The organism is Noviherbaspirillum aerium, assembly GCF_008929045.1.
Taxonomy (GTDB): domain Bacteria; phylum Pseudomonadota; class Gammaproteobacteria; order Burkholderiales; family Burkholderiaceae_D; genus Noviherbaspirillum; species Noviherbaspirillum aerium.
This window is the reverse complement of the sequence record NZ_VFAH01000006.1, coordinates 152,804-165,238: the sequence shown is the minus strand read 5'-3', so window position 1 is coordinate 165,238 and position 12,435 is coordinate 152,804. Positions and strand designations below refer to the sequence as shown.

The following is a 12,435-nucleotide window of genomic DNA, read 5'->3' as shown; positions in this document are numbered from 1 at the left end:
GCTCTTACGTCCTTTTCGCCGGGGACCGATGGCACCGGTGATATTTGGACCGCGCTTCCTATCAAGAGCATTTTCCGCCACTGCTGTAAAAATTGTTCGGACCAACACTATGGATCGTTTAGACACCATGCTAGCCTTCACTCGCGTCGTGGAACTCAATAGTTTTACGAAGGCTTCGATATCGCTGAATCTGCCCAAGACAACGGTATCAGCACAGGTAGGGGCCCTGGAGCAAAGGCTGCGTGTCAAACTTCTGCACCGCACTACTCGACATATCAGCGTGACGCCCGACGGCGCGGCGTACTATGAACGTGCCGTGCGGCTGCTCAGCGATTTCGACGAAGCCGAAGGAGCGATTGCTCGGCTGACTGCAACGCCCAAGGGCAGACTCAGGGTCGGTATCCCGGCAGCCCTGGGTCGTCGAATGATCATTCCCCGGCTTCCTGATTTCATTGCACGCTATCCGGAAATCGAGCTCGACATCCATAGTACGGACAGGCAAGTAGACCTTCTGCAGGAAGGTATCGACTGTGTCATACGTGGCGGCGTAAGCGTCGATGACACGCTGATTGCGAGGCACCTGCATTCCTTTCCGGCCGTCACCTGCGCGAGTCCTTCCTACTTGAAGGAGCACGGTACACCACGTCGTCCGGAAGATCTGGAATGTCACTGGATTGTTCATTACATCTCTCCAAGAACCGGTAAGGCGCACGCTATCGCCTATGGCAAGGGCAAGGACCGGTTGGATATCTGCGGTCGCAGACGCATAGCGTTCAACGACTCCGATGGCTGTGTGGAAGCAGCGGTTGCCGGGATGGGCATCATCCAGCTTCCGGAATTTCTGGTGCGGGATGAGCTGGCCAAAGGCCGGTTGATTGCCTTGTTGGAAGAGGAAGTCTGCGATCACGTGGATGTCTCCATCCTGTATCCGCAAAATCGCAATCCTTCTGCCCGGGTCCGGGCTTTCACGGACTGGGCGATTGAGCTCTTTGCATGAGGTTTCAAATCCGGGCCGCTACATGGGCCCGGTCAGAAAACAGGGTTCGCCAGATCCTGCAAATACGGTGGTTCCGCCTTTATACGCCGGCGTACCGCAGCAGGGCAGGTTAGGTCAGCTCAGCTCAGCTCAGGCAATCGGGTAACGAAACGCTATTGACCAATTCATTGACGAATCGATACTTGGCCGATCACGTGGCCAAGGTAGTAGGTGTACAGATATCCACGCGGATTTTGCCGGTTGTACTCCGCAAGTTCTTCACGTACCTCTTGCCGAGTCTTTCCCTGACTCGTTTCAGGGATGGTTGCCGAGGGCGCCATCGCCATTGCCGCGCTGTTGCCGGCTCCCGCTTCCAAGGTCTCCTCAAGCCCCGCATAACCGGCATTCGCCAATAAGAGGTCCTGTGCAAAAGCTCCGCTGCCAGTAACAGCAAACAGCGTGGCGGCAATCAGCATCTTGTTTCTCATGGTGTACTCCAGACGATAGGTTATATGTTCAAAAGTCGAACAAGTCGCAGACTTGTTAAGTGCTTTGGGGCGACTGGTGTCGCGTCGTTGGCGTAACTATAGTTGCGGGATCCCATCGGATAAACCGGTGCACGCGGGAATCACTGTGCGGGTTCTGTGCACAATTCATATGGCATACATCTGTACGCGCGCGTTCCCGCTCCTCAACGCAACCCAATGCAACCCAATGCAACCCAATGCAACCCAACCCAACGCAACCCAACGCAACCCAACGCAACGCAATGTGACTCCGTACCGCTCGCGACGCTTGCTGACCACCGCCTAAGCGACCAGACCTTTGTCGCGGCTCCATATAAAGCTCATCCAGGGATATGCCCCGGTTCATGACAACAACCGTTGCGCACACCTTCTGGCTTTCGAAAAATTCGAACATAGGGCATAAAACGTTCCGTTTTGCCTTCGCTTCCGCACCGCGCATAATGCATACATCGCAGCAGTAACAGAGGAAGGAATCGTTGCTGCAGGATGTTCGACCGTGTCGAACATCGGATTATCAATTGATGAGAACAGGAGCAAAAAATGCTGGAAATTCGTAAAAGCACTGACCGCGGCGCCGCAAGTTTCGGCTGGCTCAACTCTCGCCATAGCTTCTCGTTCGGCGATTACTTCGATCCCAGGCATGTCGGCTTTGGCCCGCTGCTGGTGATCAATGAGGATCGGGTTCAGCCTTCCCGCGGTTTCGGAACGCATGGTCACCGCAACATGGAAATTATTTCCTATGTGCTGGATGGCGCGCTTGAGCACAAGGACAGCATGGGCAACGGCTCGGTGCTGCGCTATGGCGACGTGCAACGGATGAGTGCCGGTACCGGAGTGCGGCACAGTGAATACAACCATTCTGAAAGCGAAGGTGTGCACTTCCTGCAGATCTGGATCGAGCCAAATGTGAAGGACAGTGCTCCGTCGTACGAAGAGAAGCATTTTGATGCCGAATCCAAGCAGGGACGCCTGCGTCTGATCGTCTCGCCTGACGGTCGCGAGGGCTCGGTGTCGGTGCAGCAGGATGCATCGGTATATGCATCGATCCTCAATGGACAGGACCGCATTGAACACCAGCTTGATGAAGGACGGACTGCATATGTCCATGTGATACGCGGACGCCTGGAGATCAATGGGGTTGCGCTTCAAGGTGGCGACGCCCTGAAGGTCACTGCCGAAAAGCTTGTCATGTTGACCAGTGCGGAAGCGGCAGAGGTGCTGCTGTTTGACTTGCCTTACTGAGTGGAGGCGGCGCGGATGCCGCCTTCACTTTACTTTACTTCGGTGCGCGCTCGCACCAAGGGCGACCAAGCCACGGTTTCCTTATCAAGACGAACCGGGGCGGGGTGTCGGAGTGTCTTTAGCGGCATGCGCCATTTGCATGTGTCGCCCGGAGCTGCCTGTCTCATGGCTTCGCGGGCGGATTGATTTCGCTTAGCGTAGCTCCGGGGCGGTGCCGATGTCGCGCATGAGCCGTTGCCATTCAGCCGACTTTTCCAATTGCATCCGGCCAAACGACTTCAGCAGATGGATATCCGTCGGCTCCAGCTGCAACGTCACTCCGATGTCCTGGAGCCGGTTAAAGCCGGAGGACTTATCCGCTGCGCGCAGGTTGATCTCGATAACGTAGAAGTCGACATCCCTGTCATAAGTCCCATCGATCTGTTCCGCGCTGTAGCCCCGGATTTCACTCTTCCACCGTGAAATCGTCGAATACAGTGCCTGCACACTGCCGTTCGAATGCAGGTCGATCGGAATATCAATGAATGCCTTCAATTGCCGATACAGCCCGGGCGTGTTCGGCGAACTGTCTTCCGGCAGTTCGGGAACCGCCTGCGCGTTGACGATAATGAAAACTCTTTTCTTGATGCCGCGCATGTTCGCCGCCTTGGCCATGCCGACGATGCTTCCGCGCGCTTCCGCGATCTCCAGCGCCGTCTTGATTCCGGTATTGTCGTGAAGGCCTCCGTCAAGAAGATGCACGAATTTCTGGGTATGTACGCCGCTGTGCAGAGGCAGGGGTTTTTGCTTGAGCGGGCAGGTGCCGCTATGGTTCCACAAGGTGATGGGCGAGAAGACGAGCGGCGCCGCCATGGAGGAAGCGACGGCCCGGGAAAGCGGAAAGCTTCCGAGATCCGAGCAGAGAAGATCAAACTGATCCTGGGTGAATTCGAAACGCTCACCGGTCTTCATCTCCGTTGCATTGATGAACAACATCGGTCGCACCCTTGGAAGGTCGGCGAATGTCCTGCCTTTGAAAACATGCTCATCCAGCACCTCTTGAAGCAGGTCGCCGCGACCGAATCGCAGGGAGCTCTGGCGCCAGAGGCCATACGGGGAAAGGCTCCTCGCTATCACCTTGGACTGCAGGTCTGCCGCAAGGACGTCTGATTCAAAGCGATCGAAGATCCGGTCACGGTACAGGCCGTAATAGGCGGCCGTCAAGCTTCCACCCGAAGCACTGGCAATCAGGTCAACTTCGTCCAGCAGGCGCTTTTCTTTCCCATCCCAGTGCACGCGGGTCTCCGAAAGAGCCGACAGGACGCCATAGGACAAGGCGGCCGCCCGATACCCGCCGCCCGAAAACGAGAGCATCACGAGAAGGCTGTCGCTGTTGTCTCCCGTATCCAGCTTATTTATCGCGTAACGTGCCTCGGAAGGTATCGGGTCATGTGCATGGTTGATCGTATAGTGTTCGGTGCTGCATCCGCTTAATGCGAAAAGGAAGGGTATGAGCCATGTGTTGAAACTGAAGCGTTGCAATGCACGCGATGCATACTCGAGATGCGATATGCGGATTTTCATGTTTTACAAGGCACGCAGTTGGAGTGCCTGCATTTTAGAGCGGATTGCAGGTGATTGTACGGTCGCCTCGGCTTGCCCTGGGCGCATGGCCGCCTTGTTCGTCGCTTGTGTGGCCCGCCACACGGCGCTCCTTCCGCCTTGCCCTGCATCCCAGGGCAAACCGATTCTTCCATACACCCACCTGCAATCCGCTCGAGACCAAGCCAATCAAGACGCAACGATGCCGCGCGGGTCATCGAGGAACATATGACTTCATTGTAAGGAGGTTCGGGACAAAGCACCGGTTCTGCAATGACTGTCCGGTATTCATGGACAGTCATCAGAATGAAGCATCAATCATAAATGCTGGATGTCGAGGTTTCGTGCTCAGGATTCGTTACTGATGGAGTCCTGCTGCCAAGTGCTCTGCAAGCAATTCGATGAAGGCCTTTACTTTGACAGATCCCCGTCTATTGATCGGATACAAGGCGTATAGTCCAACATCCATCGGGCCCGGATTGGCTACATGGTCAGCCAGAATTCTATGGAGGGTTCCTGCATGCAGGTCCTTGCGCACCAGCCAGTCGGGCAGCATTGCTATGCCCAACCCATCCAATGTGGCACGGCGGAGCATCTCGGAATTGTTGGCAACAAGATTGCCGCTTACCGATATTTCCTCGACCGTGTCCGGTCCTTTTAGCTGCCATCCGGTGCGGCCGCTTTTTCCATATGCGAACTGCAAGCAGTTATGTTGCAGGAGCTCCGCTGGCGCCTTGGGCGTGCCAGAGCGGGAAAGATATTCCGGGCTGGCGCAGATGATTCGCTCATGGCCAGTGAGGCACCGAGCAATCAGGTTTGGCTGGTTGTCGCAGTTACCGATACGGATTGCAACATCGATGGATTCATCGACCAGGTTGGTCAGGGCGTCGGATAACTGGAGATCGAGCTTGACCCGGGGATAGCGCTGCGTGAATTCCTTGAGCAGTGGAGCGACGTAAAGGGTAGAGAAGGTTACGGGAGCCGTTACGCGAAGAACGCCTCGCGGCTCATGGTTATTGACAGACGCTTCTTCATCGGCGGCTTCAAGCTGCTCGAGGATGACAAGTGCGCGTTCGAAGTAAGCAAGTCCGCTGTCGGTCAGCGTAACGTTGCGCGTGGACCTGTTCAGCAGAGGAGTGCCGATTCGCTGTTCAAGTGCGTCAACCAGGCGTGTCACCGAGGACGTTGCCACACCGAGTTGGCGTGCAGCGGAGGAAAAGCCGCCGGTGCGGGCCACCAAGGCAAATGCATTCAGTTCGGCAAATCGATCCATCTTTCGCTTTTGCGTTCTGCGCAATGATATTTTCGATTTTTCGTATCTTATCAGTTAAGAGTGCCTCCGTTAAAGTCACATCATCGTGTTCCCGGATAGGAGGCGGGCCGAGGAAAGTGACTCCCCTCTTCCTTGCAAGACGGATTCTCCGTCTGGTTTATCGGTCTGCCGGCTTGTTCGCAGCAACGGGAGGTTTTATCTTCTTTTGGAGAAAAGAGACCATGGCAAAACTCGTTTTTATAGTAGATGGCGATGAAGACGTACAGCGCACCTTAAGTCATTTACTTCGTTGCAGCGGTTACCAAGTTAAGGTTTTCTCCTCTCTGGATTCCTTTGAAAGCGAACCGTTGCCGACAGGTCCGGCGTGCGCAATCATCGACACGCAGTCATGCAAGGCGGGCTGTGCGGATGCCCTTGGTTTGATTGAGCAAAAGGGAGTGTTATTACCCGTGGTTTTTACCACGTCGCATGGTTCCATCCCGTTGGCGGTGTGCGCAATGAGAGCCGGCGCATACGCGGTCCTTGCAAAGCCGGTAAGCGACCAGGACATGCTTCGCACGGTCAATGATGCCATCGGCCATGCGGTTGAAGTCATTGCGGCGCAAGGCGATGTATTGGAAGGCGTTCGACGATACCAGACGCTTACTCCGCGCGAAAGACAGGTCCTCTGCCTTGCGATCGGCGGCTTGATGAACAAGCAGATAGCCATGCAGCTCGGCATACAGGAAATCACCGCCAAAGTGCATAAATACAAGGTGATGGAAAAGATGGGAACGAAGAGCCTGATCGATCTGGTGCGACTGGCGGACCGCTTGAACATCCCTCACAACATGACTCGGTATCCAAGCACGCAAAGAAGCCGGGTCCCGACCGCCATGCGACGAGAATATGCGTAGCTGTGGAAGTCGATGCCGCATCGCACGCCGGGCACCGCGGGCGTCCAGGGCTCCTGGTTACCATGCACGATCCGGACTAGCCGTTTCTAATATTGTTCTATAAAGGGAAAAGTCATGAAGACCATTTTGCAACAGCTGGATATTGGTGATCTTTCGTTAAACAACCGCGTGGCGATGGCGCCGGTGACTCGCTCCCGCTCCGGGGATGATGGGGTGCCCACGGCGACCAACGCCGAGTACTATAAGCAGCGCGCCTCGGCCGGCTTGATCATTTCCGAAGCGACCAATATTTCTCCAATGTCGGCAGCTTTCGAACTTGCTCCCGGTCTTTACAATGATAGCCAGGTGAACGGCTGGAAGCTGGTGAGTGAGGCAGTACATTCAGTCGGCGGGCGGATCTTTGCGCAGCTCTGGCACAGTGGACGCGTCAGCTCCTATGCCTTGCTGGAGGGGAAGGAGCCGATATCTCCTTCTGGCATGAATGAGGACATCCACGCACTTCAGGTGTACGGCGCCATGCGGAACGGGTATTACACGCGTATGGCAGCCAGTCCGTCGCGTGCCATGAGCGTTGAGGAAATCTATGGCGTCATCCATGAGTTTCGTGTCGGCGCACGCAATGCGCTCCGCGCCGGTTTGGACGGCGTCGAGATCCATGCCGCGAACGGTTATCTTCCGCAGCAATTTCTGTCGCCCCATGTCAACCGCCGTACGGACCAGTTCGGCGGCTCGATTGAGAATCGCGCCCGTTTTCTACGGCTTGTGCTTGAAGCTGTCATGGAGACGTTTCCCGCGTGCCGGATCGGCGTGCGTATTTCTCCATTCGCCCTGTATAACAATGCACTTGATCCGGACCCGGTCACCACCTATTGCCATGTAACCCGGCTTCTCAATGAGTACGGCATCGGGTATGTCCATGGTGCGGACACGAATGCCTGGGGTGGCGCCCCGGACATGGACCGGATCATTCAACTCATTCGTACGAACTACCACGGCATCTTCATTGCCAACGGTGGTTTGTCGCCCGAGCAGGCGCACGCCTTGGTCGACGGCGGACAGGCCGATATGGTCGCGTTTGGACGGCAGTACATTGCAAACCCCGATCTGGTGGAAAGGATCGCATCAAACGGCCCGTACAATATCCCGGATGCCTTCACGTTCTATGGCGGCGGGGCGAGAGGATATACCGACTACCCTCGACTGGATGCCGAGTATCAACGTGTCGCTTGATGTCCTGCCCTGGCTTTCCTGGCTTTGCTTGATGACGATATCGGCTTGAAATCCGCCAGACGGCCCTCCCATTCGGATTCCCGGAAAAGGATTATCTTTTGCGCGGTACCGCTGTCGAACCGCGTACACGGAGCTCGGGCGGCAGCGTGATCCGGACCGGAACACGTTGCCTGTCGCTCAGGCGTTCCAGCATCAGGCGCGCAGCCTGCTTGCCCATCTCACGGTGCTGTATGCGGATGGTCGTCAGCGGAGGACTCACCATGTCGACCAGTGCCATGTCGTTATGGCCAATGATGGAGACGTCCCTCGGACATGCAAGGCCTGCTTCCTTGAGCGCGTCGTAGCATCCGAGCGCAATCAGATCGTTGGCTGCAACGATCGCCGTCACATCGGGATGCGACTCCAGCAGGCTCGCGCAGGCAATCCTTCCGGCGTCTCGTACGAATTCGGTGGCCTCCACGACCGGCAAATTACTGAGACCATGCAGTTGCGCGGCGAGTATGAAGCCTTGCCGGCGTGAAAAGCCGGTGGCAAGCTTGAGGGGGCCGGATATATGGGCGATGCGTTTATGCCCGAGCTCGACGAGATGTTCAACCGCAAGACGCATGGAGAGCAGATCGTCATTGACGACTTCGGGGACCTGCGCGCGCTCCTCTCCGCGGTTGACCAGCACGATAGGGACTTCTTCCAGAATGCAGCGACGCACGAGAGGATCCTGCCGTGCGGCCGTAGCCAGGATCATTCCATCGACCCGGCGCGCCAGCATCTGTTCGAGAATCCGCTCCTGTTCATCGGGCGACCCGATCGTATTCGATATAAGAACACCGAACCCCTCGGCGGCAAGCGACTCCTCGATGCCTTTGATAATGGGGGGGAAGACCGGATTTTCGATATCAGGGACAACAATCCCGATCACCTTGGATTGTCCGCCGCTCAGCGCCGAAGCGAGCGCATTTGGCCGGTAACCCAGTTCTTTTGCCGCAGCCAGGACGCGGACGACGACCTGATCGCCGATCAGATGGCGTGTTGCAGGATTCAACGCCCGGGACACAGTGGAAGCATTCACATCGGCATGCTTTGCAACGTCGCGAATGGTAATGCGGGACGGCTTGACAGTATTAGGCATCAGATAGGGGAATGTTTATGCAACGTTTGCATATTATTGCATGCAAAGTTGGCTTTGCACAGCAATCTGCTGGATGCAGCGTTTCATCCTCGGACAATCCCGGATGACATTTGAAATACGGCTGACACGCTCCGGAAGGTTTAGCCGTTTATTTTCACTCCGCTGAATGATCGAGCGCGATCAGCGTCGTTTCCGGAGCCTGCGAGTTTCGCCGTTTGACAGCATGCAAACGATTGCATAAGATATGCACGGCGTCAAAAGAGCGGTCGCGTACAGGCATGCATGCCGGTGGCTACGGCGATTGCGAAACGCATTCGCATGAACTTTTACAGGAGAAGGATTAATGATGATGCATCGAGCCGTCGCGTTGGGACTCGCCGCAGTTGTGTTGCCTGCAGCGGCACAGACAACTGACAGCGTTCAGATCTATGGACGCTTGAACATTACCGCGGAAAGCGTCCGTGCCTCGCGCGATAGCGCCGGCGAATCGGTAGGCCGCCTGAACCGCCTTGCCAACAACCGCTCCGTGCTCGGATTCAGGGGCGCCGAGGTAATCGGCGGCGGTTATCAAGCCCTGTGGCAGATCGAGAGTGCTGTTTCAGTCGATACCGGGACGGGCAGCTTCGCTGGCAGAGACACCCGCCTTGGGCTTGCGGCGCCCTGGGGTACGCTATTCGCCGGCAACTGGACCACGCCGTACACTTCGGCAACGCAAGGCCTCGACCCGTTCTATCCAACCACGGCCGGCTACATGAGCATCATGGGCAACGGCTCCGCACCCAGCAGCGACAACGTGCTTGATACAAGTTCCTTCGATCGCCGGCAACGCAACAGCATCCACTACTGGACGCCGGAATGGAACGGGGTCTCCGTGCGGGTTGCACATGGCCTTGCTGAAGAGAAAACCGCAGTGCGGAAGCCGTCGCTTACCTCGTTAGCGGCTATTTATGAGAAGGGGCCCCTGTATCTCACTTATGCACATGAACGGCACGAAGACTATCAAGGCGCCGGACTGACCGACACGGGTCACAAGATTGGCGCGGCATATCGATTTGGTCCGGTCCGCGTAGGGGGCGCGGTAGAACGCCTGAGGTATCAGACGTCCAGCGGTCCGCTGGAGCGCACGGCGTACTATCTGTCCGCAAGCTATCAGGCCGGCGCCCACGGCGTCCGGCTGGGAGTGGCGAGGGCGAATGACGGCAAGGGGTCCTCGATAGAGCAAGTGGGACCGCTGCGCAGCGGCAGTGATACCGGAGCTACCCATCTCACAATCGGGTACGACTATGCGTTTTCCAAACGCACGACCTTTTATACCTATGCGAGCCGCATCGACAACGAGCGAAACGGCAATTACGATTTCGCCATCAATGAACTCGGCGCGGGCCGGGGGGCGACCGTCGATGGCATTGCAATCGGGTTGCGCCACGCATTCTGACCCGAACTGGCCTTCCCTAAGGTATGAAACAAGGGGAGGCGCCAATGCTTCATTTAGCCGCCCATGCGTTTCCATGGTTCCCATTCGACCTTCTTGGGCGATGGAACGCCTGACCGCTTCCCGCCCGCTTCCATCGGGCTCCCCTGTAAGCGCAAGGCTAGACGTACACCGGCAAGCATTCCCCCCCAGGAAATTAAGTTGCGAAAACGTTTGCAAAGCTACTTGCACCGACGGCATCTCTGCGTAAGGCATTTCTTGCAGTGTAAAAGGCGCCTTTACACGAAATCATAAAAGTCTTGACATGCAAAACATAAGCTCCTAAGCTTAGTCATGCAAACGTTTGCACGAAGAATGCATGAGTAGCTGCTTCGCAACGCACCCCAGTCACCATGCTTTTCATACCCGGTAAGGAGAACCCATGGCACAACCCAAACTTATAGCCTCCGAGGCGGATGTCACCGAAGTCGCTCTGGCCGCTATGGCATGCACGCCCAATCCGCGCCTGCGTCAGATCATGGATGCGTTCGTGCGCCATAGCCATGATTTCGTGCGGGAAGTGAATCTGACGGATGAGGAATTCGAGTTCGGACTGCAATTCCTGGCAAGGGTAGGGCAGGCCAACACCGATTTGCATAACGAAGTCACGCTTGCCGCAGACGTACTGGGAATCTCGACGCTGGTCGCACTTCGCAATAATCCCTGCAGCCATGGACAGACCGCGTCGGCACTGCTTGGCCCGTTCTGGAGGCAGCATGCGCCCGGCTGTTCCAACGGCGATTCGATCGCGCGTTCAAATACGCCTGGCGAACCTCTGCTGGTATCCGGGCAGGTGCGCAATGTCACCGGCCGGCCGCTCGTTGGCGCGGTAGTCGATGTGTGGCAGGCGTCTCCCGTCGGCTTATATGAAAACCAGGACCCCGGTCAGGATGTGATGAACCTGCGCGGCAAATTCAGTACCGATGCCGAGGGCCGCTTTTACTTTCGAACCGTGCGTCCTGCTGGCTATCCGGTTCCGACGGACGGACCAACCGGTGAGCTGCTGAAGGCGCAAGGCCGGCATCCCTACCGCCCTGCCCATATTCATTTCATGGTGTCGGCGCCCGAGCACCGCACCCTGATCACGCAAGTGTTCGCCGATGTGCCGGAAGCGCTTGCGACGGACGTGGTGTTTGGCGTCACCCAGCCACTGGTCGGATGCCTGGAGCGCGGCCGGGCCCCGCAGGTTTGGGCGGCTGGAGCGGCGGAGGCTCATGCCGGTCAGGAAGCCGTGTGTACGCTCGAATATGACTTCGTATTGCAGCCTGGCGTGCCGACATTTCCCGAGCCACCCATTAAATAAGCCTACGAAAGGAATCCCGATGTCCAATACCATGCCTCAATCCCAAGCACTCGCCGGACAAGTCGTCGTCATTCCCGGCGGTACCGGCGGAATCGGTTACGCATGCGCGCAGCGCCTTTCCGGCTTGGGTGCGTCGATTGTCTTGCTTGAGCGTAGCAACCTGTCCCGCGCGAAAGACATGGCCGCACAACTCGCCGGACAAGGCCATGGCGCCATTCAGGCAGCCATTGATGATAGCGCTTCGCTGAGCGAGGCCGCACGCGAAGTCGAGCGGCGCTGGGGACGCAGCGATATCCTCGTCAACAGCGCCGGCATGACAAAACCGGTCCCGCACAAGGACCTCGATGCGCTTGATGACGCATTGATCGATCAGATCTTCGCAGTCAACTGGCGCGGGCAGTTTGCCGCAATTCGTGCTTTTGCTCCGCTGCTGCGCGCCAATAAACAAGGCTTGGTAGTCAATATTTCTTCGATTGCGGCAACCACCGGCATCGGCAGCAATGTCGCATATTGCGCCGCCAAGGCAGGACTGGACATCATGGCGGTGGCATTAGGCCGTGCCCTGGCACCGGAAATCCGGATCATCAATGTGTCCCCGGGAGTTGTGGACACGACGTTTGTTCCCGGGCGGGACCAGGCCTGGAACGAAAAGCAGGCGGCGACGACTCCGCTTAAACGGATCGGCACCACGCAGGATATCGCGGCAGCGGTCGAAGCATGTGCCACCACGCTGCATTTTGCGACAGGAACCGTGATCCAGATCGACGGTGGCCGCCACCTTGGCGCTGTTTAACCCAATTGCCCTCATCC

The 12,435-nt window shown here is 57.0% G+C and carries 11 protein-coding genes; 7 read left to right on the top strand and 4 right to left on the bottom strand.

Going from position 1 to position 12,435, the window contains the following annotated elements; translation table 11 throughout:
* The first annotated feature begins 109 nt into the window (after positions 1–109).
* Positions 110–997 carry a LysR family transcriptional regulator gene (locus FH061_RS11450; RefSeq protein WP_151635957.1) on the top strand — a complete coding sequence of 296 codons (888 nt, stop codon included), beginning with the start codon at positions 110–112 and terminating at the stop codon, positions 995–997.
* A gap of 164 nt (positions 998–1,161) precedes the next feature.
* On the opposite strand, the gene FH061_RS11445 is transcribed toward FH061_RS11450, so the two are convergent.
* Positions 1,162–1,464, bottom strand: coding sequence for a DUF4148 domain-containing protein (locus tag FH061_RS11445; RefSeq protein WP_151635956.1), 303 nt, complete (start codon positions 1,462–1,464; stop codon positions 1,162–1,164).
* Positions 1,465–2,043: 579 nt separating this feature from the next.
* Between FH061_RS11445 and FH061_RS11440 the strand changes: the two genes are divergently transcribed.
* A complete protein-coding gene (locus tag FH061_RS11440) occupies positions 2,044–2,745 on the top strand; it encodes a pirin family protein (protein WP_151635955.1) in 702 nt (233 codons plus the stop codon).
* Between the two features lie 192 nt (positions 2,746–2,937).
* On the opposite strand, the gene FH061_RS11435 is transcribed toward FH061_RS11440, so the two are convergent.
* Together FH061_RS11435 and FH061_RS11430 are read right to left on the bottom strand one after the other, a co-directional pair.
* Positions 2,938–4,308, bottom strand: coding sequence for a patatin-like phospholipase family protein (locus FH061_RS11435; protein WP_151635954.1), 1,371 nt, complete (start codon positions 4,306–4,308; stop codon positions 2,938–2,940).
* Between the two features lie 376 nt (positions 4,309–4,684).
* Complete coding sequence (locus tag FH061_RS11430; RefSeq protein ID WP_151635953.1) at positions 4,685–5,599, bottom strand: LysR family transcriptional regulator; 915 nt, start codon at positions 5,597–5,599, stop codon at positions 4,685–4,687.
* 221 nt (positions 5,600–5,820) lie between these two features.
* On the opposite strand from FH061_RS11430, the gene FH061_RS11425 reads away from it, so the two are divergent.
* A complete protein-coding gene (locus tag FH061_RS11425; RefSeq protein ID WP_192805017.1) occupies positions 5,821–6,495 on the top strand; it encodes a response regulator transcription factor in 675 nt (224 codons plus the stop codon).
* 114 nt (positions 6,496–6,609) lie between these two features.
* Positions 6,610–7,725 (top strand): alkene reductase, encoded by a 1,116-nt coding sequence (locus tag FH061_RS11420; protein WP_151635951.1) that lies wholly within the window; start codon positions 6,610–6,612, stop codon positions 7,723–7,725.
* 91 nt (positions 7,726–7,816) lie between these two features.
* Here the strand turns inward: FH061_RS11420 and FH061_RS11415 are convergent, their stop codons facing one another.
* Positions 7,817–8,851 (bottom strand): LacI family DNA-binding transcriptional regulator, encoded by a 1,035-nt coding sequence (locus FH061_RS11415; protein WP_151635950.1) that lies wholly within the window; start codon positions 8,849–8,851, stop codon positions 7,817–7,819.
* A gap of 343 nt (positions 8,852–9,194) precedes the next feature.
* On the opposite strand from FH061_RS11415, the gene FH061_RS11410 reads away from it, so the two are divergent.
* The 3 genes from FH061_RS11410 to FH061_RS11400 all read left to right on the top strand — a co-directional run bounded on the left by FH061_RS11410 (position 9,195) and on the right by FH061_RS11400 (position 12,418).
* Entirely contained in the window at positions 9,195–10,286 is a 1,092-nt protein-coding gene (locus tag FH061_RS11410; protein WP_318840992.1) for a porin, read from the top strand.
* Between the two features lie 418 nt (positions 10,287–10,704).
* On the top strand, positions 10,705–11,625 hold the full coding sequence (locus FH061_RS11405) for a dioxygenase family protein (protein WP_151635949.1): 921 nt from the start codon (positions 10,705–10,707) through the stop codon (positions 11,623–11,625).
* Between the two features lie 19 nt (positions 11,626–11,644).
* Positions 11,645–12,418 (top strand): SDR family NAD(P)-dependent oxidoreductase, encoded by a 774-nt coding sequence (locus FH061_RS11400; protein ID WP_225984611.1) that lies wholly within the window; start codon positions 11,645–11,647, stop codon positions 12,416–12,418.
* Positions 12,419–12,435: the final 17 nt, after the last annotated feature.

What these genes read in the sequence shown, in the direction of transcription:
- FH061_RS11450 (WP_151635957.1), top strand. Translation starts at nt 110, where the DNA reads ATGGATCGTTTAGACACCATGCTAGCCTTCACTCGCGTCGTGGAACTC.
- FH061_RS11445 (WP_151635956.1), bottom strand. Translation starts at nt 1,464, where the DNA reads ATGAGAAACAAGATGCTGATTGCCGCCACGCTGTTTGCTGTTACTGGC.
- FH061_RS11440 (WP_151635955.1), top strand. Translation starts at nt 2,044, where the DNA reads ATGCTGGAAATTCGTAAAAGCACTGACCGCGGCGCCGCAAGTTTCGGC.
- FH061_RS11435 (WP_151635954.1), bottom strand. Translation starts at nt 4,308, where the DNA reads ATGAAAATCCGCATATCGCATCTCGAGTATGCATCGCGTGCATTGCAA.
- FH061_RS11430 (WP_151635953.1), bottom strand. Translation starts at nt 5,599, where the DNA reads ATGGATCGATTTGCCGAACTGAATGCATTTGCCTTGGTGGCCCGCACC.
- FH061_RS11425 (WP_192805017.1), top strand. Translation starts at nt 5,821, where the DNA reads ATGGCAAAACTCGTTTTTATAGTAGATGGCGATGAAGACGTACAGCGC.
- FH061_RS11420 (WP_151635951.1), top strand. Translation starts at nt 6,610, where the DNA reads ATGAAGACCATTTTGCAACAGCTGGATATTGGTGATCTTTCGTTAAAC.
- FH061_RS11415 (WP_151635950.1), bottom strand. Translation starts at nt 8,851, where the DNA reads ATGCCTAATACTGTCAAGCCGTCCCGCATTACCATTCGCGACGTTGCA.
- FH061_RS11410 (WP_318840992.1), top strand. Translation starts at nt 9,195, where the DNA reads ATGATGATGCATCGAGCCGTCGCGTTGGGACTCGCCGCAGTTGTGTTG.
- FH061_RS11405 (WP_151635949.1), top strand. Translation starts at nt 10,705, where the DNA reads ATGGCACAACCCAAACTTATAGCCTCCGAGGCGGATGTCACCGAAGTC.
- FH061_RS11400 (WP_225984611.1), top strand. Translation starts at nt 11,645, where the DNA reads ATGTCCAATACCATGCCTCAATCCCAAGCACTCGCCGGACAAGTCGTC.